This window comes from Phaeobacter sp. NW0010-22 (assembly GCF_040365955.1).
Lineage (GTDB): Bacteria > Pseudomonadota > Alphaproteobacteria > Rhodobacterales > Rhodobacteraceae > OMPR01.
The window spans coordinates 262,680-286,074 of record NZ_BAABWT010000004.1 but is presented as its reverse complement, the minus strand read 5'-3'; the positions used below and the strand labels follow the sequence as shown (position 1 = coordinate 286,074).

Below are 23,395 nucleotides of genomic sequence, written 5' to 3'. Positions count from 1 at the left end.
CCGGTAAGATCACAGGAGACTAAAATGAGCATTCGCCAATCCCCTCGCCTTACATCCCACTTGCCACAATGGGCTGGCGCTTCTGCGCTCAGCGCGCTGTTGCTGGCCTCGACAGCCCTGCCCAGTGCCGCCGACGAAGCCTTGGCAGACCTGGTAGAAGAGGTCGCACCTTCGGTTGTCACCATTCTCGCCACCCAGGATGCAAAACCACAACCCGCTGGCGCGCAACAGTTTGACCGCGACGGCCAGCCATTTGGTGAATTCTTCCGCCGCTTTGGCGCGCCCGATCAGATGCCCCGCGGCCAAGAAGGCCCCCGTCAGGGATTGGGCTCAGGCTTTATCCTCGAAGCAGATGGCCTGATCGTCACCAACCATCACGTCGTTGACGGGGCCGACACAGTGACCGTCCGTCTGAGCGATGATCGCGAATTTGAGGCCCAAGTCATCGGCATGGATGCCTTGACCGACCTTGCCCTGTTGCGGATCGACGCGGGCGAAACCCTGCCTGCCGTTGAATTGGGCGACAGCGATGTGATCCGTGTTGGTGAAGACGTCGTAGCCGTCGGTAACCCATTTGGTCTCAGCAGCACCGTCACCACAGGCATCGTTTCAGCCAAAGGGCGTAATATTTCCGAAGGGCCCTATGCGGAATTCCTGCAAACTGACGCTGCGATCAACAAAGGCAACTCTGGTGGTCCGCTCTTTAACATGCAGGGCGACGTCGTTGGTGTAAACTCTGCGATCTATTCCCCCACCGGCGGCTCCGTTGGTCTGGGCTTTGCGGTCACATCAAATATCGTCGACACCATTGTGGCCGACCTCAAAGATGACGGTCAGGTCAACCGCGGCTGGTTGGGTGTTTCGATCCAAAACCTGAACGCCGACATCGCAGCCGCTATGGGGCTCGAAGGCACCAAAGGCGCGCTTGTCTCTGACATTGTCCCCGACAGCCCCTCACAAGGCGTGCTGAAATCCGGCGATGTGATCGTCGCGTTCAACGGCACCCCGGTGAAATCCAGCGCAGACCTGCCCCGTCTTGTCGGCGCGACCAAAGCCGGGAACGACAGCCGTATCGAGGTGTTCCGCAATGGTCGCCCTGAAACCGTGACTGTCACGATCGGTACCTTTGAAACCGCTGCGGCAGAGGTCGACACCCCGATGCAAAGCGAATCGTCGGCCAAGGTATTGGGCGTTACGGTTGCACCACTGACCGAAACCGCCCGGGCCGAGGTTGGTGTTGACGACACGGTTTCTGGTGTCGTGGTCACCTCGCTGTCGCAAGACGGTCCGGCAGCCAAGGCCGGGCTCAAGGTGGGCGATGTCATCGTCAAACTGGGCAGCGAAGAAACCAAAACGCCGACGGCTCTGAAAAAGGCGCTCAAATCGGAAAAGACAGACCCGGCGTTGGTGTTGATCAATCGCAGCGGCAACCAGATCTTTGTCGCGGTGGAAATCGCCTAACCCACACCCTGACGCGCGCGCCAAGTTTCGAGGGGTTCTAGCGCGCGCCTGGGTCGGCGGACCACCACTCACGTCATTTCTGCCGGCCCGGCCGGGCGCGCCCCATCCGCGCCCGGCCATTTAGTGCGCAGGACGTGCAATCCATTTTTCCAGACTGTATATTCAAAACAAAAGGATGACCCGACATGAGCAGACGCCTTCTGATCGTCGAAGACGACACCGACACCCGCGAGTTCCTTGCCAAAGGGTTTGGTGAGGAAGGTTTTACCGTGGAAACCGCCCCCGATGGGCGCGAAGGCTTATATCATGCCACGGACGGCGGATTTGACGCCATTGTTTTGGATCGCATGTTGCCGGGTTTGGACGGATTGGCTCTGATTAAATCCATCCGGGCCGCGGGGTTAAAGACCCCTGTTTTGATGCTCACCGCGATGAGCGCGGTTGATGAACGCGTCAAAGGGTTGCGCGCCGGGGCCGATGATTATTTGGTCAAACCGTTCTCGTTTCAGGAGTTACACGCCCGGATCGAAGCCTTGCTGCGCCGCCCCCAAGACACCGAAGAAACCTCAACACTGACCTGCCATGATCTGGAAATGGACCTGCTCAAACACAAAGTCACGCGCGCCGGTCAGGAACTGACATTGACCCCGCGTGAGTTCCAAATTCTCGAGTTCTTTTTGCGGCGAAAGAACCGCGTTATCTCACGCACCATGCTGTTAGAGGGGGTCTGGGAATACCATTTCGACCCCAACACAAATATTGTCGATGTCCATATCTCGAAATTGCGCCGTCAGATTGACGAAGGGAACACAAAGCCCCTGATCGAGACGGTACGCGGTGCCGGTTACATGATGTCCGATGCGTAAGCCATTGATACAGTGGCGCAATGCGCGCACGCGCCTTGTCTTGGCAAGCGTCATCCTCAGCACGGTGATGACGGCCGCTGTTCTGACACTCGTCTATCTGACGGCCAACCGCACCATCGCTAATGAGACCCGCAGCGTCGTTACCGCCGAACTGGCGGGCCTTGCGGATGAATACGAACGGATGGGAACCATCGGCCTGATCCGCGCAATAGAACGGCGATCAGAAGATGCGGCCGCAAGGGACGCACTTTATCTGCTGGCCGACGCACAGGGCAACGTTCTGGCTGGCAATCTGGTGGGCTGGCCCAAGGACGTTGAGCCCGGTAGCGGATGGGTCGAGCTGGACCTGATAAAAACGGAATCCGGTGAAAGCGTCTCGATCTCGGCGGCATCCATCAAGCTCCCCCTCTATGAACGTCTCTTGGTTGGCCGGGATGCTTCGGCAAGCCGCAAATTCGACCGCGTTCTATTGCGCTCGGTGGGCCTGTCCCTGCTGGCGGCGCTGGCGCTCAGCCTATTAACCGGGTGGCTATTGACCCGGCTGGTCTTTTCACGCCTCGCTGATATTGCGCGCACATCTGAGGACATCGTGTCCGGCGACCTGTCGCGTCGAATCCCGCTGCGCGGGACAGGCGATGAATTTGACCAGATGGCGACAACGCTGAACGGTATGCTCGATCAAAACGAAGATCTGATCAGCAACCTGCGGATGACCACCAATTCAATCGCCCATGACCTGCGATCCCCCCTGTCGCGCTTGCGCCAGCGAGTAGAGCAGTTGACCGATGTCACCCGCACCGATGCCGAACGCGACACGGATGCCGCCCGCGCATTGGCTGAGGTCGACCACCTATTGCGGGTGTTTTCCCAACTGACCGAAATCTCGCGGGCCGAGGCAGGGTTGGGTCGGGACGAATTCGAACCCGTCGACGTGCCCGCATTGGTGCATGATGTTGTCGAATTTTATGAACCCGTCGCAGCAGACAAAAATGTGACCATCACAATCGAAGGCGACGCAGGCCCGATACCCGCGCACAAAACGTTGCTGGCGCAAGCCCTCTCAAACCTGTTGGACAACGCCTTGCGATACGCGCCTGCCGGAACGACGATTACCGTCAAGCTGGCGCAAACCGACGCCGGTCTGTGTCTGTCGGTACGGGATCAGGGCCCGGGTGTGCCCGACGCCGACCTGAGCCGCCTGTCCCAACCCTTTGTCACCTTGGACCCGAGCCGCACGAACAAAAACTCGGGTTTGGGCTTGGCTTTGGTCGCGGCCATCGCACGGATGCATGGTGGTACGATTGAGGCCCGAAATCGTACGACTGGCCTAGAAATAAAGCTGACTTTGATGAACTAGCGCGCGTCAGAAAACGTGGCAAAGGCCTCAGCTATGCCTTTTGCCGCCAAGGCCAGCAATTGTTCACCGTGCTCAGGACGGGCCAAAGCCGAGTGCGATCCGACCCGTCCGTCCGGGAATTCGGCGCGGTGTTCATCGGGGGGGCCATGCTTATCCCCTGCGTGGGCTTTGATAAATTCAGGGCTTAGGCGCATCGGTGGCTCAGCGGCGTCATCCTCGGGTAACACGCCTAGCAACGCTTGGGTGATTGCGATTTCAGAGGGGGTGGCGTGCATCCCTTCCCAATCCCCGTACAGGGATTTGCGCAAGGCATTGACCTCAGGGGCGTCCCACCAACTCATGATACCAAGCGCCCTTTTGGGGAGTTCTTGCGCGATTTCGTACAAAGGGGTCAGATTTGCACCGTGCCCATTGACCACAAAGACACCTTGAAACCCTTGGGCCAACAACCCCTTGATAACTTCGCCAGCCATCGCCTTAAAAACGGGCTCTGACAAAGACACTGTTCCGGGAAAGGCAGTGTTGAAAGGCGCGGGCGTATAAGCAAGCGCGGGTGCCACAATCGCATCACTGTGATCTGCCGCCACCTGCGCCACCGCGTCGGCGCACATGGTGTCAGTTCCGATCCGCCCCATTGGTCCGTGCTGTTCGGTTGACCCGACTGGCAACAACACACAGGCGCCCGCCTCTAACTTGGTTTCGACCTGTCGCCACGTCATATCCATCAGTTTCATCGCACATTCCCAAGAGGCCACAAACAAAGAGGGCCGCGCATTGCTGCACGGCCCCGAATCAAATCACTGAAACCTCAGAGGCCCCATTTGGCTTTCGTTGCCTCAAAGAACCCTTTGGCTTGTTTCACTTTCACCCAGTTGTTGACGTAGTTGATCCAAACCTGATCGGCTTGTGGCAACAGCATAGCAATCGGCGTAGGCGCACGTGGTTCGGTGCCCGGAACCCGTGTGATCGGGAATTTTTTCTCCAACGTGGACCCTTCGATGTTGGAGGTAATAAAGACGTCTGCGCGTCCCGCCAGAACTTCTTGGAAGCCGCGTGCGGGGGCTTCTACGACTTTGATATCCGCATTTGGAAACCATTCCCGTGCCAGTTTTTCAAAAGTGGTTCCCAGTGTGGTCGCAACTTTGACACCGGGCTGGTTGATCGAGTCATAGCCATTAAATTTCTCGGCGTTTTCCTTGAGCGTGAACGGGAAAATCTCAACAGAAATATAGCTTTCCGAGAAACCCGCCACTTTCATACGTGGTGGGGAAATCGAGGCAGAACCAGTCAGGTGGTACTTGCCCGCAACAACACCATTGACCAGTGTTTTCCAATCTGTCGGCACAAATTCGACCTTTACGCCGAGATCGGCAGCCAGCTCGTTCATAACGTCGATGTCGAACCCTTTGTAGCTGTTCGTTGCCGGGTCGCGCAAAGACATGGGGTTCCAATCCCCTGTTGTGCCAACCTTGAGCACACCAGTGTCCAAAATTTCATTCAAAGCAGATTGCGCCTGCGCTGCACCTGACAGTGCAAGCCCCACGGCCGCGACTGCGGCTGCCTTAAGGATACGTTTCATTCTCTTCTCCCGTTGGTCGCTTTTATTGTGGTCATCATAACCAGATTGTTGCTTGATTTAAGGCAAAGATGCACCTTACTCTCAAGAAAAAAATTTCCCCCCAGGAAAAAGCCTAAGGGAGTTCAACATGACTGAGACCGCAATCGAGCTCGTCGGAGTCAATAAATGGTATGGTAACTTTCACGTCCTGAAAGACATCCACTTAACAGTAAAAACTGGTCAAAAAGTTGTGATCTGTGGCCCTTCGGGATCGGGTAAATCCACCGTCGTGCGATGTATCAACCGATTGGAAGAACATCAAAAAGGGACCATTCGGGTGGATGGGATCGAATTGACCAATGACCCTGCCTCCGTTGCACAAATCAGATCCGAAGTCGGCATGGTTTTTCAACAGTTCAATCTGTTTCCACACCTGTCTGTGCTGGAAAACCTGACGCTTGGCCCGATCAAAGCACGCGGATTGTCAAAAAAGGACGCCGAAGACAAAGCCATGCAATATCTGGAGCGGGTGCATATCCCTGATCAGGCGAAAAAGCGCCCCGGACAGTTGTCGGGCGGACAACAACAGCGCGTCGCCATTGCCCGATCTTTGTGCATGGAGCCCAAAGTTTTGCTGTTTGACGAACCAACCTCGGCGCTTGATCCCGAGATGATTTCCGAGGTTTTGGATGTCATGACCGATTTGGCCGACGAAGGCATGACCATGGTTGTGGTCACTCATGAAATGGGATTCGCCCGCAAAGTCGCAGACAACATGATCTTCATGGATGCCGGCGAAGTGGTCGAACATGGCCCCCCCGAAGAATTCTTTGGCGCGCCGCGATCCCCGCGCTGCCAAAAGTTCCTCAGTCAAATCTTGCAACACTAAGGACAGGGTGACAGTCACATGAAGAAAATACTTGCACTCACCCTGCCCTTTTTGATCCTTTCGGGGTGTTCCAGTTCCACCACGTGGGGTTGGTATGTCATTGATCCACGCACTGAAACCGGTTGGATCAACATCAAGTTTCTGATTTCGGGCATGGGCGACACCATCCTGATTTCGGTCATCGCAGCGGTGATTTCTATTTTCGTTGGATTGCTTGTGGCATTGCCCGGCCTGTCTGATCGCTGGGGTATTCGGATGATCAACCGGGTTTACGTTGAACTCGTGCGTTCGATCCCGCTGCTTCCTATGCTGTTCTGGGTTTTTTATGGGCTACCGATCATTTTCAAATCCATGGGCATGAACGTTCCGATTGACCCATTTTGGGGCGCAATCATAACGCTTGCCTTGTCCGACAGCGCCTTTACCGCGGAAATCTATCGTGCGGGCATTCAGTCCATCGCCAAAGGCCAAAGCGAAGCGGCGCAGACCATTGGCCTCAACTATCTGCAAACCATGCGTTACGTGATCCTGCCACAGGCGATCCGTCGTATTCTGCCGCCCTTGGCAAACCAGTTCATCTATATCGTCAAGATGAGCGCCTTTGCTTCGGTCATCGGGATGCAGGAATTGACCCGGCGCGCGAACGAGTTGGTGGTGAGCGAATACCGCCCTCTCGAAATCTATTCCCTGTTGATCCTTGAATATCTGGTGCTGGTCCTGATCATCAGCGCAGGCGTTCGTTGGCTGGAGCGGCGCATGGGATCAGACGAACGCAGTTAAGGAGACCATTCAAATGGATTGGAACGCATTCATGGCCGATATCGAATCCGATATCGGCACCTACGCCAAAGAAGTCCCGGATACGATGAAGGGGTTTGGCGTCATGGGCACCGCAGCAAAGAAAAGCGGTGCTTTGGACGAAAAAACAAAGGAAATCATGGCCCTTGGCATCGCCATTGCCACCCGGTGTGACAGCTGTATCGGGTTTCATGTGCGGTCGTTGGTGCGGCTTGGCCTGACTCGTGAAGAGCTGTGCGAGGCGTTGGCCATGGCGACCTATATGGGGGGTGGTCCTTCGATGGCGTATAGTGCCAAGGCGCTTAAGGCGTATGACACCTTTACGGCTAAGGGCTGATCTTTTTTCACAGATTGTGCGTAAACGGCGGCTTATGTCGCCGTTTTTTCGTTAGTGGCTTTGGGCCGCGAGCTGGCTGTTTTTGTAACGCGGATCATAAGTCACATCTGCGCCGAACCAGTCAGGTGGCTCAAATGCGTGGGCCATCTGCTCTGTTTCGAATTCAACCTCAACCAACCTTAAGGGCGAAAGCGCGCCAAGAAAGACATCTAGCTCAAAGGTATGCCCGTCGATAAGGGGGCCGGTCCAGCGCTCCTTTTCCAGCCGCCGACCGTCTGTCTCGGGCCAAAAGGTGTCGAACTGGCTTTTGGAGATTTCACATTCGCGTTCCGTTCGGATCAGCCCCTCGCCGCCCTTGAGAGTCAGAAAATGGTGATCCCCTTTTTGACGCAGCCGCAGTTGGGTCGAGTCGCCCGTGACAGTAAGATAGCCTTGGCGGACCAAGGTTTTGGTGGCCCCCGTGAGATCCGGCATTGAATGGACCAGAAATTTCTTTTCAATCTCTTGCATTTTGGATCACCTCTTCTTGCCGCGTGCCTCCAGCTCTTGCCAAAGAGAATGGAACGCCTTTCCCGCGGGTCGTTTGGGCGCGTAGGTGCGTACCGGCGCCCGGTGAATCCCCATGCGTTCGACATCTGTGGAAAATGGCATGACGGTTTTCAAGAACATCTTTTTATAGTCTTTACGGAGCCGCTCCATCGTGCCGACATGCAGGGATTTTTGTCCCTGAACCATGGAGAAGAACGCCACGAGCTTTCGTTTGTTCAGTTTGTTTTCGTCAAAGAAGGCCACCAATTGTTCCAGCGTGCGTTCGGACAGTGTCGTTGGGATAACCGGAACCACAACAGTGTCGGCGGCGCGGAAAACGCTTTCCGAGAGAACCGAGATGTTTGGCGGGCAATCAAGTAGAACTACGTCGTAGTCACCATCCACAGCGCGCAGCGCCTTTTTCAAACGCGACCTGCTATTGCGCATCCGGGATAAGAAGACGTCAAAATCCCTGAATGTCATATTGGCTGGCAAGATGTCGAGATTTTCAAAATCACTTGCCCGAATGGCTTTGGTAAACCGTTCCACATCCTCAAAAAACCGCGTTTCGGTCAGCTTTTTGGAAGGTTTCACGCGCAAATAGAAGCTCGACGCGCCCTGTGGGTCCAAATCACACAACAGCACCCTCGCCCCGGATCGTGCATAAGCATAGGCCAGATTCACCGACGTTGCCGTTTTCCCGACGCCGCCTTTGTTGCTGTAACACGCAATCACTTTCATTCTTTTGTCTCCGGTGCCGTCAGGATCTGGCGAAGGTTCTTTTGATATTCGGGGCTGCCGAGGCGGCTGAGATGCGCAACCGATTTCGCCCGCGCAATGCTCTGGCGATGAGTCAAAACAGTAACAACCCCGCCCACCGACAGGGCAATTTCACGACTGTCCGCTTTGCTCTTGGCGGCATGGGTGTTCAGAAACCTTTGTAGGGCATCTTGTTGAACCACATAGTCGTTGAACGCGCCCAGATCCTCTTGTGCTTTTTTCAACGATCTCAGAACCGGTTTTACGCCCTTGGACGGAAACAAAGGGGCAAAAAGCTCTAGGGCATAGCGTAAACGCTTACAGTGAACCCGAATATTGTGGAGCTGGGCGTCAGAGGCATGCTTGCCGCCCGCCTGCACCGCTTGCTGTAACTTCTTGTATCGTTTCAAGATCATCTTGCAGGCAAAACGTACCCCTGCCTGATCCGCTTTTGGCCCAGGTTCCAGCGCCCCTGCTTCGGACACTTGGGCCGCCAGAGCGCGGATCGTTTTCTGGTAAGGTCGGCTGGACAAATACTTGGCGAATTTACGGTGATCAGCCATTCGTTGCTTGTGAAAGGCGCGCGCCATGAGGTGCAAACCCGGATGCAGGTTTTCTGGCACAATTTCAAAATAGCCCGCCTGATCCATTTCCTGCACATCGAGATCACGTAAACGGCCGGTTGGGGCCATGAGATTGTCGAAACTTTGGTTCAGCGCGTTCATTTGATCAGGGGAATACACCCCCTTGCAGGCATTCAACACCGATCTGATTTTACGGATTGCAACGCGGTAATCATGTAGGAACTCGGTGTCATGATCCGCAACGATACCTGCCTCATTGGCGCGTGCAACATCCAGCAAACCCTGGATGATTTCGGTGACGGCGTCATAGATTGGTGTGTCTGACCCGAACCCAAAGTCCGGCTTTGCAGTATAGCACGCAAGATTGGGTCTGATGGACTGGAACGCATCAATGACCGGCGCTTTAGCTGTGGCAAGGTGTTTCAGCGCGGTTTCCAATACGGCGAAGGCTTTGTCGTAGCCCCGCAACCGTTGCATCAGAACCAGCGTAACAACGCCATCTTCTGTGCGAAGGGTATGCACAACCGCCCGCGCCTGCGTTTTTTGCAAGGAATCCAACACTCCGATGCGGCGGATCTCGAGTTCGCCAGCGCCGGTTTCCAACAAAGCACGCAGAGGCGGCACCTTACGCAGCCCCTGTTTGACCGGCCCACTTTCCAAATCAGAAACAAAATTCCCTGATCGTTGGGCGGATTGCATCACACAACCGCCGCCGCCCGAAATCAGCAAAAACCGATTGTCAAATTCGACCAAAACCTTACCGGCCTGCCGGAGGGATTGATCAAAACAATCCCAAAGTTGAAATGCAATCGGCGCGAGCGGTGGATCGACCCGCACACGCAGTTTCCCGATTGCGCCTTCCAATTGTGTTGCGTCCATCTCACCTGGAATAACAATCAGATGTTCAGAAGGAGTGGTCATGAGAGCGTATCAAACTTTCTTAGGAAATATGGCTAAGCCAAAAATATGACGGTGTTTAATCACCATCATGACGCCGTCGCTATCAGGTCTCAAGATGAACGCTGAATTGAATGGCAGAACATTTGGATAAGACACCAATCGCTCTGCCTTTGTTTCATCTGCCTGCCTTAAAGGGTTGCTGGCAGAGAGGCATATCCACGGAATCGAATTCGCCCCCCGGGCTGACGTCCCTCCATGATGTGATAGTCTGGAAAACGTGCCAAGAACCGGGACAACGCGATGCGCCCCTCTAGACGTGCAAGTGTCAGACCCACGCAAACATGTGGCCCGCCCGCAAACGCCAGATGGCGATTTGGTTTGCGCGAAATGTCGAAGTGCGTTGGTTGATCAAACACTGCCGGATCGCGATTGGCCGCGCCCATACACAGGTGCAAATTGGTTCCCGTCGGGATCGTCAGGCCATCAATCTCGATCTCTGCAGTGGTTTCCCGGTTGCCCATTTGGTTGGGAGAGCGAAACCGCAATACCTCTTCGATACAGGGGTTTATCAGGTCAGGTTGATCCAAAAGGCGTTGCTTTTGATCGCTATGATCATTGAGCAACGCAAGGCTGTTCCCAATCAGGTTCGTGGTGGTTTCATGCCCGGCATTCAAAATGAAAATACAGTTTTGCAGCAGTTCGATTTCCGAGAGCTGGCCGTCCGCCCCATCCCCTTTGATCAGGCGGGTCAGCACGTCGGTTTCGATGTCTCCCGGCGTGGTGCGGCGACGCCGGACAAGATCCTCAAGATAAGTTTTGAACTGCGTCACCGCGTCTTGTCCTTCGGCCAACTGTGCCGGGGTCAGTGTGGGTTCGAGGGCTCCTAGGATAGACAGTGACCAATCCCGCAGGGGGCCGCGTTCGTCCATCGGGACATCTAACAAATTCCCGATAATTTGAATTGGGATGGTCGAGGCGAAATCTTCGATCAGGTCCACCTGCTCTTTGCTCGCCATTGCATCCAACAAATAGTCCACCGTCTGAACCAATCCCGGTTCCATCCGCGCGATGGCCCGTGGCGTCAGTGCCGAGGTCATGATTTTGCGCACACGGGTGTGCAGCGGCGGGTCTGAGAACACCAAGGAAGTTGTGTGATGTTCGAACAAAGGGGAATCCACCCCAAACTTTGGGCCGAACGCTGCCTTTTTATCCGACGAGTACAGAGTTGTGTCACGATAAATCCGATCCAGGTCTGCGTGACGGCTAAGCAGAACTGACCCATCGGGTTGCGGCAACACAGGGGCATAGGCCAACAATGCATCATAAAACGGAAATGGGTCGTCGGTGAATCCTGCAGGCGGATTCGCCAAATCAAAACGCGCGATCGCGTCGCGTGTTACTGTGTGCGTCATGTGCTCTCTCCCTGTCCTTACACAAATGCTTAGGCAGGGCATTAACCGACCGCAAGGTCTGGAATGTCGCAGACTGGTCGACACCCCTAGGATCACAGGTTAGAGATTCCCTATGACTGATCCTGTTTCCTCAATTCGAAATCTTGGCCCTGCATACGAGGAAAGCTGCGCACGCGCAGGGATCCATTCCGCACAAGAACTAAGAGAGCTGGGAGCCGACCCGGCCTATGCCCGATTGCTGCAGCACGGCAGCAAACCCCACTTTATCGGATATTACGTGCTGGTCATGGCGTTGCAAGGGCGACCCTGGAACGATTGCAAGGGGGACGAAAAGAAGGCCCTGCGCAAACGGTTCGACGCTATTGTGGCGTCTTCTTACGACAAAGGCCGCTCCGAATTCGAAGCGGCCCTTGACGCGATCGGTGTGATCGAAAAGCGGGTTTAGCCAACCAGCTCGAGACCTGAGAAGAAATACGCGATTTCTACTGCGGCGGTCTCAGGTGCGTCGGATCCGTGAACCGAGTTTTCACCAACAGATTCAGCGAATTCAGCGCGGATGGTACCGGCGGCTGCGTCGCTTGGGTTGGTTGCGCCCATGACTTCGCGGTTTTTCGCGATGGCACCTTCGCCTTCGAGAACCTGAGCAACGATGGGAGCGGATGCCATGAATTCACACAGTTCGCCGTAGAAAGGACGCTCGGCGTGAACTTTGTAGAACTCACCAGCCTGAGCAGCGGTCAGGTGGATGCGTTTTTGTGCAACAATGCGCAGGCCCGCTTCTTCGAACTTGGCGTTGATTGCGCCGGTCAGGTTGCGGCGGGTTGCATCGGGTTTGATGATCGAAAAAGTGCGTTCCAGAGCCATCAGGCCTCTCCTTAATCAGACAGCACGAGCCCTCTCGTGCCGATGTATATCGGGCGCCGCCGTAACACGGTATCGGTTATATGAAAAGTGTTATGATGGATCTATCCACCTAGGCGGGGCGAAAACCTGTACCTTGGCCCGTCAGATCGTGTCTGCCAGTGGGTCAATCTTGTCTACCCACGCCACATAGAGTGCGGCGACCAAACCCAGAAAGCTGGCCGCCATCATCAGGCCCAGCACCATGTAGGGCGCGTTTTCCGGGCTGACCAATGCGCCGTTCACGGTTGTCAGGATTGCACCGAGCCCTGAGGTCATTGCCCCGGACAGGCCCGAGGCACTGCCTGCCAGATGCGGACGCACCGACATCAGCCCGGCAGTGGCATTCGCAAGCGTCAGACCATTGCCGAAGCCAATGAAAATAGCTGAGATGAAAAAGACCCAGACATTTCCATATCCCATCAGGAACAGGATCAAACCACCCAACGGACCAACTGTGGCCACCACGCGGCCCACCAAGACCATGCTGATCAGCTTGGTACGGGCTGCAATCAAACCGGTGACAAAGTTCCCGGCCATGAAGCCCGTTGTAATGATGCCAATCCCCAAACCCAATTGGGATGGGTTCAGATCGAACCAAGCGGCGGCAACCAATGGGGCGCCTGTGATAAAGGCATAAAATCCCCCAACCGAAAATGCGGCACATAGGCTGTACCCCCAGAACCGGCGCGATGCGAACAGTTCGGGATAGGTGCGGAATTGCTGGCCCATGGTTTCTGAGGGAGATGTGTTGGTTTCCCCCAGATCGACCCAGAGCAGGATCAAGACGCCCGACCCCAAAGCGGTGTAAAGCACAAAGCTGGCACGCCAGCCAAAGAGCATTTCAAGCGCGCCACCCAACATGGGCCCCAGCATTGGTGCAAGAGCCATCGCCATCGACACATAGCCCAGCTTGCTTGCCGCCTCATTCGCGGAATGCATGTCCCGGATCACGGCGCGCGACAACACCTGGCCCGCCACAACGGCACCCTGCAACAGACGAAACCCAAGAAACACCCAGATCGATTGCGCCAAGGCACAGCCGATCGAGGCCACGACAAAGATCCCAAGCGAAGCCAGCAGAATGGGGCGTCGCCCATATCGGTCAGACAGCGGCCCCATGATGATCTGCAACACCCCGGAAACCGCGATGTATCCCGCAATCGACAGATTCACCACGGCATAGTCGGTCTCAAAGTCGACAGCCATATTGGCGAGCGAGGGCAGAAACATGTTCAGCGACAACACAGCCAAGGCAGTGCTGAGGATCAACGTCACGATATGGGGTGGGCTTTGAGCAGGACGCATGGGATGCTTTCGAAATCGAACCCTGCTTGCGGTATCATGCGGCAATTACTTTGACCATCCTAAGCCGCTGGTGGTGGCGCAAAGGCTCTGCTAAGAGCACGTCATGTTACAGATCCAAGATATCTCGTATGCGGTCGAAGGCCGTCTTTTGTTCGATGGTGCAAGTGCCACGATCCCCACAGGCCATAAGGTCGGATTGGTGGGGCGTAACGGCACCGGCAAGACAACGCTGTTCCGGTTGATCCGGAATGAGTTGTCCTTGGAATCCGGTGATATTTCCTTGCCCAATCGCGCCAAAATCGGTGGGATCGCGCAAGAAGCGCCCTCGTCCGAGGTGTCGCTGATCAATACCGTACTGGCCGCCGACACCGAGCGGGCAGATTTGTTGGCCGAATCTGAAACCGCGCAGGACGCCAACCGGATCGCAGAGATTCAGACCCGCCTAACCGACATCAACGCCTGGTCCGCTGAGGGACGCGCCGCTGCGATTCTCAAAGGGTTGGGATTTGATTTTGAAGCTCAACTGCGCCCCTGCTCAGACTTCTCAGGCGGTTGGCGAATGCGTGTTGCTTTGGCGGCGGTGCTGTTTGCACAGCCCGACCTGCTGCTGCTTGACGAACCGACCAACTATCTGGATCTCGAAGGGGCGTTGTGGCTTGAAAGCTATCTTACCAAATACCCGCATACGGTCATCATCATCAGTCACGACCGTGAGCTGCTGAACCGCTCAGTCAACGGAATCCTTCACCTCGAAGATCTGGGGCTGACCTATTATTCAGGCAACTATGATCAGTTTGCCCGCCAACGCGCGGCGAATCGGGCCAATCAGGCGGCACAGGCCAAAAAGCAAGATGCACGGCGCTCGCACCTGCAGGCCTTTGTTGATCGTTTTAAGGCCAAGGCCAGCAAAGCCAAGCAGGCGCAAAGCCGGGTTAAGATGTTGGAAAAGATGGAAACCATCCGGGCGCCCGAAGACGCGGCGCGGACTGTTTTCACATTCCCCGAACCCGAGGAACTGTCGCCGCCCATTATCGCCACCGAAGGTGCGTCTGTTGGATATGATGACACCACGATCCTGAGCAAACTGAACCTGCGCATCGACCAAGATGACCGGATCGCTTTGTTGGGCAAAAACGGTGAGGGCAAATCAACACTCTCGAAAATGCTGTCAGGCCGGTTGGATGTGATGTCGGGCAAGATGACCCAATCCAGCAAATTGCGGATCGGCTTCTTTGCCCAGCATCAGGTGGATGAGCTGTTTATCGACGAAACACCGTTGCAGCACCTGATGCGCGAACGCCCCCACGAAGGGCAATCCAAGTTGCGGGCCCGTCTTGCGGGCTTTGGTTTGGGGGCAAATCAGGCTGACACCGAGGTTGGCCGTCTGTCCGGGGGGCAAAAGGCCCGCCTGTCGTTGTTGCTGGCCACCCTGCCCGCGCCGCACTTGCTGATCCTCGATGAGCCGACCAACCACCTTGATATTGAAAGCCGCGAAGCCTTGGTCGAGGCGCTGACCGCCTATACCGGTGCGGTCATTCTGGTCAGCCACGATATGCACTTGCTGAGCTTGGTCGCTGACCGCCTGTGGCTGGTGTCAGGCGGTACGGTCAAACCTTACGAGGGTGATTTGCCGTCTTATCGCGATCTGCTTTTGACGCGCGACAAACCTGCGGCAAAACCGTCTGCGCCGAAAGCAAAAGCCAAGCAACGCCCCTCGCGCGATGCAATCACTGCGCTGCGTGGCGAGGTGCGTAAAGGCGAGGCACGGCTTCAGAAAATCAGCGAGATGCGCGACAAGCTGGCAACAAAACTGGCCGATCCAGCCTTGTATGATGAAGAACGCAAAGACGAAGCCATCGTTTGGCAGCGCAAGTATTCCGAAGTCATGGATGCACAAGATCGCGCCGAAGAGTTGTGGATGAAGGCCTTGGAAAAATTGGAAAAAGCTGAGGCCCTATGATCGACTACGCCTTTCTGGTCACCGCCTTTACCACCTTGTTTGTGGTGATTGATCCACCGGGTCAGGCTCCGATCTTTATGGCGTTGACGCAAGGGATGGATCCCGCCGCACGACGCGGTGTGGCGATCCGGGCCTGTCTGACTGCCGCAGTCATTCTGGCGATGTTCACGGCGTTCGGGGAATCGGTTCTGGGGTTTGTGGGCATATCCATGCCCGCCTTTCGTGTCGCTGGCGGGGTTTTGTTGTTTCTCACCGCAATAGAGATGTTGTTCGAACGACGCACCAAACGCCGCGAAAGCAACGCGGAAGAGGAAGAGAACACCGATCCGTCGGTTTTTCCGCTTGCGATTCCGTTCATTGCTGGGCCCGGATCCATCGCCACCATCATCCTGCTTGCGGGGCAAGCACCCGGTCTGCAGGGCACAGCCGTTGTGATTGGCGTCATGGTTTCCGTCGTCGCGGTCGTGCTGGTGCTGTATCTGTCGTCGGGCGTTCTGGCGCGTTTATTGGGGAAAACCGGGCTGAACGTGATGACGCGTCTGTTGGGCATGTTGTTGGCCGCATTGTCCGTTCAATTTATCCTAAGTGGGTTACGAGATTTTGGTTTTGCGGGCTGACGCCCCATATTCCCACTACCACAACCAGTAGGAGCAGACATGGACGGCGAGAATACAGCACGGCTGGTGTATCTAAGCTTGTTGGCTGCTGCCTTGGTGTTTTGGTTTATTGCCCAGAACCGCGCCTCTTTGGGGAAAACGATGCAACATGCGTTGGCTTGGGTTTTCATATTCGTCGGCGTTATCGCTGTGATTGGATTGTGGGAAGATATCCGGACTACCGTCAGCCCTGCGGCACGTATGACGGCATCTGAAAATGCCATCACCGTCCCTCGTGGCCGCGATGGGCATTACTATCTCCAGCTTAAAGTGAACGGGACCCCGGTGGATTTCCTTGTTGATACAGGAGCCAGCCAGATCGTTCTGAGCCACGCAGATGCAGAAAAAATCGGCATCGATCTAAAAGAGCTCAACTATTTTGGACGCGCGCTCACAGCCAATGGCGAAGTCCGCACAGCCCCCGCCGTGATCGAAGAAATAGTGCTGGGACCGTTCAGGGATCAGGGCATTTCGGCCTGGGTCAATGAAGGGGAAATGGATAGATCCCTGTTGGGCATGGAATACCTTCAGAGGTTTTCAAGCTTTGCCATTACCGATGGAAATCTGATTCTGTCGCGTTAGATCGTGACAATCTCAACATGATCTTTGCGCCACAAGGCATTGTTAAGTATACAAATTTAGGGGGTCTATTTTTCGGCCTTCTTTTCCCAACGCCCAGACTCTTCAGACCAATATTGGGCTGAACATCCCGCATCGGTAAGCGCCTTCCACTGGGTGCGGGCGTGCTGGACCGCTTCGGGGTCGGTACCATCGAACAGAATACAAACGCGATCTAGGGCGGTCACCTCTTCTGCCGTCACAGCAGCGCCGACAACGGCCATAACACAGGTCGCATCGTTGGCGGCCTGCGCTGATGTAGTCAAAAGGATCGGCTGATCCGCATCGTGCGGACCCCCCGCTAAACCATGCGGCAGGAACGCGTCTTCGGGTCCCTGCCAAAGCCGCTCATCCAACCACGCCAGATGCTGCGGATCTGTGCCCCGCACGGCAATGCGCCAACCGGCCTGACGCGCTTTGCCCAAGAGGACAGGTAAAGTCTCCTCGAGTGGTCCGCGCGTCAGATGATAGAAATAAGCGGCTCCCATGGGTTTTACTCAAAGTGGTCCTGCACCAGACGGCTGAGTGCGCGAACGCCCCAACCGGTCGCCCCTTTGGGCGCATAGCTGGACTCGCCGGACAGCAGAGCAACGCCTGCAATATCCAGATGGATCCAAGGGGTCTCTTCTTTCACGAACCGCTGCAGGAATTGCGCCGCCGTGATCGAGCCTGCCGGACGTCCGCCGATGTTTTTCATGTCGGCGATACGCGACTTTAGCAAATCGTCATAGCCCTTGCCCAAGGGCATTCGCCACGCGCCTTCGTCCTCGGCACTGGCGGCTTTGAGGAACGCGTTGCACAGGGTGTCATCGTTTGAGAATACGCCTGCATTTTCATGGCCCAAGCCAATAATGATGGCACCGGTCAGCGTGGCCAGATCAATCATTCCTGCAGGTTTGAACCGTTCTTGCGCGTACCACATCACGTCACACAGAACCAAACGCCCTTCGGCGTCAGTGTTGATGATCTCGACCGTGTCACCCTTCATGGATTTAACAACGTCGCCGGGGCGCGTCGCTTCGCCAGAGGGCATGTTTTCAACCAAGCCAACCAGACCAACAACATTGGCTTTTGCCTTGCGCAACGCCAAGGCACGCATGGTACCAGCAACGACACCAGCCCCCCCCATATCCATGGTCATCTCTTCCATGCCCCCGGCTGGTTTCAGAGAAATCCCGCCGGTATCAAAGACGACACCCTTGCCAACCAGAGCCAATGGAGCCGCGTCTTTTTCACCACCGTCCCATTTCATCACAACAACTTTGGAAGGGCTGACAGAGCCTTGCCCAACGCTGAGCAATGTCCGCATGCCCAATTCGGCCAATGCGTCTTCTTCCAGAACTTCGACCTTGAGACCCAGTGATTCCATTTCAGCCAGTCGATTTGCGAAATCGGTGGTTGTTAGGATGTTGGCGGGTTCGTTCACCAGATCCCGTGTCATGTGCACGCCTTCGGCCACCGCTTGCAGCGGCGCATAGGCTTCGGCAATCTCTTCAGACTTGGTGTGAGAGATTACGACATCACCTGCGGTTTCCGCATCGGCCGTTTTATGCGCATCAAACCGATAGTTTCGCAGAGCGATTCCCAACGCGACCTGCTCTGCCCGGTTCTGGCCACCCGCCATCAGATGCAGCGGTGCAACGCCCTGTAGCTTGGCCAAAGATGCGCCCGCTTTGCGCGCTTCGGCTGCGTCGGCACGCCGTGACAGCACCAAAACATCCAACGCTTCGGCTGCCATGCCTGCCGGCCACGCCAGTGCAATAACCTGTCCTGACTTGGCTTTGGTGAACTTTTCGCTTTCGACCAAACGCGCAACGGCCCCTTTGGTCAGCCGGTTCGCACGCCGCGCGGCCGGATCCATTTTCCCCTCGGGCGGTATGATGATGGCGACACGGCCCTCGGCGGAGGCCATCGTATCCAAGTCGGTGGGTTGAAAACGGATCGGGGTCAGGCTGCTCATTTTATGGGGTTCCTCAACATGTGGTTTACAAACAGGTAGCGTGACTACTGCATATTGACCAGATAGCAGTTTTCCCCGGCGATCAATTGGACTAAGGTCACCAAAAATAACTTGGCAGGCTCCGGGGGGATCGCAGTGTCACGATACGACAGATACGTCCTGTCGCAATTTCTGCTGTTCTTCGGCTTTTTTGCACTGATTCTTGTTGCTGTGTTCTGGATAAACCGAGCGGTTGTCCTGTTCGACAAGCTGATTGGCGACGGTCAATCGGCGTTTGTTTTCTTGGAATTCACAGCATTGACGCTACCGAATCTCATCCGAATGGTTCTGCCTATTGCTGCCTTTGCTGCATCCGTTTTTGTTACCAACCGCTTGAAGAACGACAGCGAACTAACCGTCATGCAGGCCACGGGATCCAGTCCGTGGCGTTTGGCGCGTCCGGTTTTTGTATTTGGTCTGATCGCAGCCGCGATGATGAGCATGTTGACCCATGTATTGTTGCCCGCGTCGATCAAGCAGCTTGCCATCCGCGAAGCAGAAGTGGCGCGTAATGTGACTGCACGTCTCTTGAGCGAAGGTAGTTTTTTACATCCGGCTTCCGGGGTTACATTCTATATTCGTCAAATTGATGCGGATGGAACATTGAATGATGTATTTCTGTCCGACCGCCGCAACCCAAAGCAAAGTGTTATCTATACCGGTTCCAAAGCGTTCCTTGTTCGGAATGGTGACCAGAGCAACCTGATCATGGTGGACGGGCTTGCACAAAGCCTTGATGAGAAGAACAACACCCTGTCGACAACGGTTTTTGCTGATTTTTCTTATGATATCAGCTCTTTGATCAATAAAACCAAAGACGGGACCCGAAACATTCGAGCGATCCCAACCCTCGAAATGATCAACGGGGGGCCTCAGATCTCGGAACAGGATGGCTATTCATCGGGGCAAATCGCGGATGAATTGCACCTGAGGTTCGCGCGCGCTCTGATATGCGTGGCTGTAACGCTTATCGGGTACTCGGCCCTGCTGCTTGGGTCTTTTTCCCGATTTGGGGTTTGGCGACAGGCCATGGTGGCCTTTGTTATCCTGGTCTTTCTCGAAGTTCTGCGCGGCCTTGTGGCCGACCCGGTTCTTGAAAACCCTGATCTGTGGCCTCTCATCTACCTGCCTACCGTCTTGGGGATCATTATAGCTGTGCTCTTCATTCAGTTTTCCTCGCGGCCCTTGTCTGTGCTTTGGCGACGAAGACCAAAAGTTGGGGGTGTCTCATGATTCTGGATCGCTATTTCGCCCGTCGCTATTTGCAGAGTTTTCTGGTCATTGGGGCCGTTTTTCTGACCCTGATTCTGTTGATCGATCTGATCGAGCAACTTCGCCGGTTCGAAGGGGTGGACGTTTCCTTTGGGCAGTTGTTTGGCCTGACCCTGCTGAATGCCCCTGCTGCGATTAGTGAAATTCTGCCCCTATTGATGATTCTCTCAACCATTGTGTTGTTCGTGGGCATGGCCCGGAGTTCCGAACTGGTTGTGACACGCGCCATTGGTCGATCGGGTATCAGAGCCCTTGCTGCGCCAATCTTTGTGGCGTCAATCATTGGTGGCCTTGCCGTTACGACACTGAACCCCATTGTTGCCGCAACATCAAAGAGATACCAAGAACTGTCCGATACTTATCGGACGGGTGGACCCTCGGTTCTGTCGCTCAGCGGTGAGGGGCTGTGGCTGCGCCAAGGCAGTGCGGAGGGGCAATCTGTTATTCACGCAACGGGGTTTGGTGGCGATGGTATTACTTTGTTTGGAGTTAGTATTCTAAGCTATGCGCCGAATGGGGGACCAATTCGTCAGATCTCGGCCGAAAGCGCGCAGTTGCAAGACGACAACTGGGTCCTGAAGACGGTCAAAGTCTGGCCCCTGAATACCGGTACCAACACAGAATCAGCTGCAACGACGCATGACACACTTAAAATTCCAACGACCCTTACACGCGAACGCATTCATGACAGCCTGGGGCGCCGTGAAAGTATCTCGATCTATGACCTTCCCAACATGATCCGCCAACTCGAACAGGCTGGGTTTTCGACCAAGCAGCATCAGGTCTGGTTTCAGGTAGAGCTGGCGCGTCCCTTGTTCCTTGTCTCGATGGTGCTTGTCGGGGCGGCCTTTACCATGCGCCACACGCGGTTTGGAGGTACGGGTTTGGCTGTTCTGGCGGCGGTACTACTGGGCTTTACGCTATATTTCGTCAGAAACTTCGCACAAATTCTGGGTGAAAATGGGCAAATCCCTGTGGCTCTTGCAGCTTGGGCCCCACCTGCTGCGGCGATAATGTTGACCCTCGGATTACTTCTCCATGCGGAGGATGGCTGATGCGCCAAATTGCGTCTCTTGTCCTATCTAGCGTATGCTTTTTGGGCCTGTCCGCCCCTCTGAGTGCCCAATCTGCACCAGCCGTGTCGTCGAATGGGTCCGCTGAGGCTGTGCAGCCCCCCGCGATGCTGGTCGCTGACTCAGTTTTCATCACGCCCGATCGTCAGTTGATCGCCAAGGGGAATGTCGAAGCGTTTCAGGGTGATACCCGGTTGCGCGCCCGTGAGATTGTATTTGATCGGGAAAGCGGCAAGCTAACAATCACAGGCCCCATTCGGATTGACCAAGGTGGAACCGTCACCGTTCTGGCCAATTCAGCAGAACTTGACGAAGGGCTTCAGAACGGGATTCTTTCTGGCGCGCGGGTTGTGTTTGATCAGCAGTTGCAATTGGCTGCCCTGCAAATGACACGTGTTGGGGGACGTTACTCTCAACTTTACAAAACGTCCGTAACCTCTTGTCATATTTGTGAAGATGGCAAGCCACCCCTTTGGCAAATCCGGGCACAAAAGGTCACCCACGACCAACTGGAGCAGCAGCTCTATTTTGAGAATGCACAGTTTCGCGTGCTGGATGTGCCCATTTTCTATTTGCCGGGGATGCGGTTACCGGATCCCAACCTCAAACGCGCCTCAGGGTTTCTGATCCCATCCTGGCGCACAACATCACAATTGGGAACTGGTATCAAAGTTCCTTATTTCTTCAAGCTCGGCGATCACCGGGATTTGACGGTGACGCCCTATATCTCGTCGAAAACCAAAACGCTGGATTTCCGCTTTCGGCAGGCGTTTCGGCGTGGGCGGATTGAACTGTTAGGCGCTTACACGCGCGATGATCTGTATCCCAACGAAGACCGTGGATTCTTCTACGCGACAGGGGATTTCGATCTTGTGAACAGTTTCAAGTTTGAATTCGACCTGAAAACGGTCTCGGACAATGCCTATCTCGTTGATTACGGCCTGCCCAACCTTGACCGTTTGCGCAGTGAAATCGCAATCACGCGGGTAAAACGCGACAGCGCATTTCGCGCGAGCGTCATTCACTATGAAACCCTACGCGACAGTGAAAACGAAGATCAGATCCCATCTAACATTATCGACGTGGGGTATGAGAAACGACTGTTCCCCACCAGCATCGGTGGAGAGTTCCGGCTAAATCTGGATCTGCACGGCCATCAGCGCACTGCAGATATTGACGTCTTGGGACGCGATGTGACCCGCCTGACTGCAGATGCAGAATGGTTGCGCAGCTGGACCCTTGTTCAGGGCCTGCGAGTCGATTGGAAGATGGGCGTTTCTATCGATAAATCAGGGGTTTCTAACGATAGCACTTACCCATCAAGCTCGACCCGGTCCACGCCACGCGCGGCACTGACTTTGCGGTACCCGATGACGCGAAGTTCTGGGTCTGGCATGACTCACTTCATTGAACCAATTTTGCAAGTCGGATGGGCAAACACTTCGAATGCGGATGTGCCAAACGACGAAAGCAATTTTGTCGAATTTGATCAGGGGAACCTTCTGTCGCTGTCGCGCTTTCCGGCCCCAGACCGACGCGAGGATGGGGCCTCGGCCGTGGTTGGTCTCAACTGGGCAGGGTATTCTGCCGCAAAGTGGCAAGCCTTTGCGACTGTTGGTCAGGTTTTTCGAGAAACAAGTATTGCCGAGTTTTCCAAAACGTCCGGCCTGAGCGGCACCTCGTCTGACATTCTGTTAGCAGGTCAACTGCGTCTGGACGAGAAATTGGCACTGACAGCGCGTGGCTTGGTGAACAATTCTTTGAATTTCTCAAAGGCCGAAGTCCGCGGCGAATGGACGGGAACACGATCAAACTTAAGCGGTAGTTATCTGTGGCTTGGACGGGACCCCGCGGAAAATCGCGTATTGGCTGTCTCTGAATTCTGGTTCGATGGCGGATATCAAGTCACCCCAAATTGGAAGGCCAACGCCAACCTGCGGTATGACATCGAAGACTCGCGCGCGACCGGGGCCGGTGTCGGACTGGTCTATCAAAACGAATGTGTCACGGTTAACATTTCCCTGAACCGGCGCTACACCTCGACGACAAGTATTGAGCCCTCCACCGATTTCGGCTTTACCATTGCGTTGAACGGTTTTGCCGTCCAGAGCGGAAACAAAGAATACAGGCGATCATGCAGAAAATCCTGACTCCCTTGAC

23 protein-coding genes are annotated in these 23,395 nt (G+C 55.3%); 13 read left to right on the top strand and 10 right to left on the bottom strand.

The window, feature by feature from the left end:
* Window positions 1–24 precede the first annotated feature (24 nt).
* The 3 genes from ABWV33_RS10815 to ABWV33_RS10805 all read left to right on the top strand — a co-directional run bounded on the left by ABWV33_RS10815 (window position 25) and on the right by ABWV33_RS10805 (window position 3,684).
* Window positions 25–1,461, top strand: a complete 1,437-nt coding sequence (locus tag ABWV33_RS10815; protein WP_353330686.1) for a Do family serine endopeptidase — start codon at window positions 25–27, stop codon at window positions 1,459–1,461.
* A gap of 185 nt (window positions 1,462–1,646) precedes the next feature.
* Window positions 1,647–2,327 carry a response regulator transcription factor gene (locus ABWV33_RS10810; RefSeq protein ID WP_113824445.1) on the top strand — a complete coding sequence of 227 codons (681 nt, stop codon included), beginning with the start codon at window positions 1,647–1,649 and terminating at the stop codon, window positions 2,325–2,327.
* Window positions 2,320–3,684, top strand: coding sequence for a sensor histidine kinase (locus tag ABWV33_RS10805; RefSeq protein ID WP_353330684.1), 1,365 nt, complete (start codon window positions 2,320–2,322; stop codon window positions 3,682–3,684). The genes ABWV33_RS10810 and ABWV33_RS10805 overlap by 8 nt, the downstream gene beginning before the upstream one ends.
* Here ABWV33_RS10805 and ABWV33_RS10800 read toward each other — a convergent pair.
* Together ABWV33_RS10800 and ABWV33_RS10795 are read right to left on the bottom strand one after the other, a co-directional pair.
* Window positions 3,681–4,418 carry a creatininase family protein gene (locus ABWV33_RS10800; RefSeq protein WP_353330682.1) on the bottom strand — a complete coding sequence of 246 codons (738 nt, stop codon included), beginning with the start codon at window positions 4,416–4,418 and terminating at the stop codon, window positions 3,681–3,683. The genes ABWV33_RS10805 and ABWV33_RS10800 overlap by 4 nt on opposite strands.
* Window positions 4,419–4,492: 74 nt before the next feature.
* Window positions 4,493–5,263 carry a transporter substrate-binding domain-containing protein gene (locus ABWV33_RS10795; protein WP_121997035.1) on the bottom strand — a complete coding sequence of 257 codons (771 nt, stop codon included), beginning with the start codon at window positions 5,261–5,263 and terminating at the stop codon, window positions 4,493–4,495.
* Between the two features lie 127 nt (window positions 5,264–5,390).
* Here ABWV33_RS10795 and ABWV33_RS10790 point away from each other — a divergent pair, with 127 nt between their 5' ends.
* The 3 genes from ABWV33_RS10790 to ABWV33_RS10780 are packed head-to-tail and all read left to right on the top strand — an operon-like array spanning window position 5,391 to window position 7,266.
* Window positions 5,391–6,131 (top strand): amino acid ABC transporter ATP-binding protein, encoded by a 741-nt coding sequence (locus tag ABWV33_RS10790; protein WP_113824449.1) that lies wholly within the window; start codon window positions 5,391–5,393, stop codon window positions 6,129–6,131.
* Window positions 6,132–6,149: 18 nt separating this feature from the next.
* Window positions 6,150–6,911, top strand: a complete 762-nt coding sequence (locus tag ABWV33_RS10785) for an amino acid ABC transporter permease (RefSeq protein WP_113824450.1) — start codon at window positions 6,150–6,152, stop codon at window positions 6,909–6,911.
* A gap of 13 nt (window positions 6,912–6,924) precedes the next feature.
* Window positions 6,925–7,266, top strand: a complete 342-nt coding sequence (locus ABWV33_RS10780) for a carboxymuconolactone decarboxylase family protein (RefSeq protein ID WP_164617509.1) — start codon at window positions 6,925–6,927, stop codon at window positions 7,264–7,266.
* A gap of 51 nt (window positions 7,267–7,317) precedes the next feature.
* Here ABWV33_RS10780 and ABWV33_RS10775 read toward each other — a convergent pair whose 3' ends face one another.
* From ABWV33_RS10775 to ABWV33_RS10760, 4 genes are all read right to left on the bottom strand, one after another.
* Window positions 7,318–7,776 (bottom strand): CYTH domain-containing protein, encoded by a 459-nt coding sequence (locus tag ABWV33_RS10775; RefSeq protein WP_353330679.1) that lies wholly within the window; start codon window positions 7,774–7,776, stop codon window positions 7,318–7,320.
* A 6-nt stretch (window positions 7,777–7,782) separates the two neighbouring features.
* Entirely contained in the window at window positions 7,783–8,535 is a 753-nt protein-coding gene (locus ABWV33_RS10770; RefSeq protein WP_353330677.1) for a ParA family protein, read from the bottom strand.
* Window positions 8,532–10,058: a CHAD domain-containing protein gene (locus ABWV33_RS10765; RefSeq protein ID WP_353330675.1), complete on the bottom strand. Its 1,527-nt coding sequence runs from the start codon at window positions 10,056–10,058 to the stop codon at window positions 8,532–8,534. Before ABWV33_RS10765 ends, ABWV33_RS10770 begins: the two co-directional genes overlap by 4 nt.
* Window positions 10,059–10,225: 167 nt before the next feature.
* Window positions 10,226–11,449: a cytochrome P450 gene (locus ABWV33_RS10760; protein ID WP_353330673.1), complete on the bottom strand. Its 1,224-nt coding sequence runs from the start codon at window positions 11,447–11,449 to the stop codon at window positions 10,226–10,228.
* A gap of 112 nt (window positions 11,450–11,561) precedes the next feature.
* Between ABWV33_RS10760 and ABWV33_RS10755 the strand changes: the two genes are divergently transcribed.
* Window positions 11,562–11,894, top strand: a complete 333-nt coding sequence (locus tag ABWV33_RS10755; protein ID WP_113824456.1) for a TfoX/Sxy family protein — start codon at window positions 11,562–11,564, stop codon at window positions 11,892–11,894.
* Here ABWV33_RS10755 and ndk read toward each other — a convergent pair.
* Complete coding sequence (gene ndk, locus ABWV33_RS10750; protein WP_113824457.1) at window positions 11,891–12,313, bottom strand: nucleoside-diphosphate kinase; 423 nt, start codon at window positions 12,311–12,313, stop codon at window positions 11,891–11,893. The two genes, ABWV33_RS10755 and ndk, sit on opposite strands and share 4 nt — an antisense overlap.
* A gap of 141 nt (window positions 12,314–12,454) precedes the next feature.
* Complete coding sequence (locus tag ABWV33_RS10745; protein WP_353330671.1) at window positions 12,455–13,657, bottom strand: multidrug effflux MFS transporter; 1,203 nt, start codon at window positions 13,655–13,657, stop codon at window positions 12,455–12,457.
* A 103-nt stretch (window positions 13,658–13,760) separates the two neighbouring features.
* Here ABWV33_RS10745 and ABWV33_RS10740 point away from each other — a divergent pair, with 103 nt between their 5' ends.
* From ABWV33_RS10740 to ABWV33_RS10730, 3 genes are read left to right on the top strand one after another with little or no spacing between them, the layout of a single operon-like run.
* A complete protein-coding gene (locus tag ABWV33_RS10740) occupies window positions 13,761–15,617 on the top strand; it encodes an ABC-F family ATP-binding cassette domain-containing protein (RefSeq protein ID WP_113824459.1) in 1,857 nt (618 codons plus the stop codon).
* Window positions 15,614–16,234, top strand: a complete 621-nt coding sequence (locus ABWV33_RS10735) for a MarC family protein (RefSeq protein ID WP_113824460.1) — start codon at window positions 15,614–15,616, stop codon at window positions 16,232–16,234. The genes ABWV33_RS10740 and ABWV33_RS10735 overlap by 4 nt, the downstream gene beginning before the upstream one ends.
* A gap of 39 nt (window positions 16,235–16,273) precedes the next feature.
* Window positions 16,274–16,855 (top strand): retropepsin-like aspartic protease family protein, encoded by a 582-nt coding sequence (locus ABWV33_RS10730; protein ID WP_353330668.1) that lies wholly within the window; start codon window positions 16,274–16,276, stop codon window positions 16,853–16,855.
* A 65-nt stretch (window positions 16,856–16,920) separates the two neighbouring features.
* Here ABWV33_RS10730 and ABWV33_RS10725 read toward each other — a convergent pair whose 3' ends face one another.
* Both ABWV33_RS10725 and ABWV33_RS10720 read right to left on the bottom strand, forming a co-directional pair.
* Window positions 16,921–17,379: a DNA polymerase III subunit chi gene (locus tag ABWV33_RS10725; RefSeq protein WP_353330666.1), complete on the bottom strand. Its 459-nt coding sequence runs from the start codon at window positions 17,377–17,379 to the stop codon at window positions 16,921–16,923.
* A 5-nt stretch (window positions 17,380–17,384) separates the two neighbouring features.
* Complete coding sequence (locus ABWV33_RS10720) at window positions 17,385–18,851, bottom strand: leucyl aminopeptidase (protein ID WP_353330664.1); 1,467 nt, start codon at window positions 18,849–18,851, stop codon at window positions 17,385–17,387.
* 135 nt (window positions 18,852–18,986) lie between these two features.
* Here ABWV33_RS10720 and lptF point away from each other — a divergent pair, with 135 nt between their 5' ends.
* Genes lptF through ABWV33_RS10705 form a run of 3 tightly spaced genes read left to right on the top strand, consistent with a single transcriptional unit; the run spans window position 18,987 to window position 23,385 of the window.
* Window positions 18,987–20,123 (top strand): LPS export ABC transporter permease LptF, encoded by a 1,137-nt coding sequence (lptF, locus tag ABWV33_RS10715; protein WP_353330662.1) that lies wholly within the window; start codon window positions 18,987–18,989, stop codon window positions 20,121–20,123.
* Window positions 20,120–21,217 (top strand): LPS export ABC transporter permease LptG, encoded by a 1,098-nt coding sequence (lptG, locus tag ABWV33_RS10710; RefSeq protein ID WP_113824464.1) that lies wholly within the window; start codon window positions 20,120–20,122, stop codon window positions 21,215–21,217. The genes lptF and lptG overlap by 4 nt, the downstream gene beginning before the upstream one ends.
* The gene (locus tag ABWV33_RS10705; RefSeq protein WP_353330659.1) at window positions 21,217–23,385 is read left to right on the top strand and encodes an LPS-assembly protein LptD; all 2,169 of its coding nucleotides are present in this window, start codon (window positions 21,217–21,219) and stop codon (window positions 23,383–23,385) included. The genes lptG and ABWV33_RS10705 overlap by 1 nt, the downstream gene beginning before the upstream one ends.
* Window positions 23,386–23,395: the final 10 nt, after the last annotated feature.

Excerpts from the sequence above, each read along its gene's own strand:
- ABWV33_RS10815 (WP_353330686.1), top strand. The coding sequence starts at position 25 with ATGAGCATTCGCCAATCCCCTCGCCTTACATCCCACTTGCCACAATGG.
- ABWV33_RS10810 (WP_113824445.1), top strand. The coding sequence starts at position 1,647 with ATGAGCAGACGCCTTCTGATCGTCGAAGACGACACCGACACCCGCGAG.
- ABWV33_RS10805 (WP_353330684.1), top strand. The coding sequence starts at position 2,320 with ATGCGTAAGCCATTGATACAGTGGCGCAATGCGCGCACGCGCCTTGTC.
- ABWV33_RS10800 (WP_353330682.1), bottom strand. The coding sequence starts at position 4,418 with ATGAAACTGATGGATATGACGTGGCGACAGGTCGAAACCAAGTTAGAG.
- ABWV33_RS10795 (WP_121997035.1), bottom strand. The coding sequence starts at position 5,263 with ATGAAACGTATCCTTAAGGCAGCCGCAGTCGCGGCCGTGGGGCTTGCA.
- ABWV33_RS10790 (WP_113824449.1), top strand. The coding sequence starts at position 5,391 with ATGACTGAGACCGCAATCGAGCTCGTCGGAGTCAATAAATGGTATGGT.
- ABWV33_RS10785 (WP_113824450.1), top strand. The coding sequence starts at position 6,150 with ATGAAGAAAATACTTGCACTCACCCTGCCCTTTTTGATCCTTTCGGGG.
- ABWV33_RS10780 (WP_164617509.1), top strand. The coding sequence starts at position 6,925 with ATGGATTGGAACGCATTCATGGCCGATATCGAATCCGATATCGGCACC.
- ABWV33_RS10775 (WP_353330679.1), bottom strand. The coding sequence starts at position 7,776 with ATGCAAGAGATTGAAAAGAAATTTCTGGTCCATTCAATGCCGGATCTC.
- ABWV33_RS10770 (WP_353330677.1), bottom strand. The coding sequence starts at position 8,535 with ATGAAAGTGATTGCGTGTTACAGCAACAAAGGCGGCGTCGGGAAAACG.
- ABWV33_RS10765 (WP_353330675.1), bottom strand. The coding sequence starts at position 10,058 with ATGACCACTCCTTCTGAACATCTGATTGTTATTCCAGGTGAGATGGAC.
- ABWV33_RS10760 (WP_353330673.1), bottom strand. The coding sequence starts at position 11,449 with ATGACGCACACAGTAACACGCGACGCGATCGCGCGTTTTGATTTGGCG.
- ABWV33_RS10755 (WP_113824456.1), top strand. The coding sequence starts at position 11,562 with ATGACTGATCCTGTTTCCTCAATTCGAAATCTTGGCCCTGCATACGAG.
- ndk (WP_113824457.1), bottom strand. The coding sequence starts at position 12,313 with ATGGCTCTGGAACGCACTTTTTCGATCATCAAACCCGATGCAACCCGC.
- ABWV33_RS10745 (WP_353330671.1), bottom strand. The coding sequence starts at position 13,657 with ATGCGTCCTGCTCAAAGCCCACCCCATATCGTGACGTTGATCCTCAGC.
- ABWV33_RS10740 (WP_113824459.1), top strand. The coding sequence starts at position 13,761 with ATGTTACAGATCCAAGATATCTCGTATGCGGTCGAAGGCCGTCTTTTG.
- ABWV33_RS10735 (WP_113824460.1), top strand. The coding sequence starts at position 15,614 with ATGATCGACTACGCCTTTCTGGTCACCGCCTTTACCACCTTGTTTGTG.
- ABWV33_RS10730 (WP_353330668.1), top strand. The coding sequence starts at position 16,274 with ATGGACGGCGAGAATACAGCACGGCTGGTGTATCTAAGCTTGTTGGCT.
- ABWV33_RS10725 (WP_353330666.1), bottom strand. The coding sequence starts at position 17,379 with ATGGGAGCCGCTTATTTCTATCATCTGACGCGCGGACCACTCGAGGAG.
- ABWV33_RS10720 (WP_353330664.1), bottom strand. The coding sequence starts at position 18,851 with ATGAGCAGCCTGACCCCGATCCGTTTTCAACCCACCGACTTGGATACG.
- lptG (WP_113824464.1), top strand. The coding sequence starts at position 20,120 with ATGATTCTGGATCGCTATTTCGCCCGTCGCTATTTGCAGAGTTTTCTG.
- ABWV33_RS10705 (WP_353330659.1), top strand. The coding sequence starts at position 21,217 with ATGCGCCAAATTGCGTCTCTTGTCCTATCTAGCGTATGCTTTTTGGGC.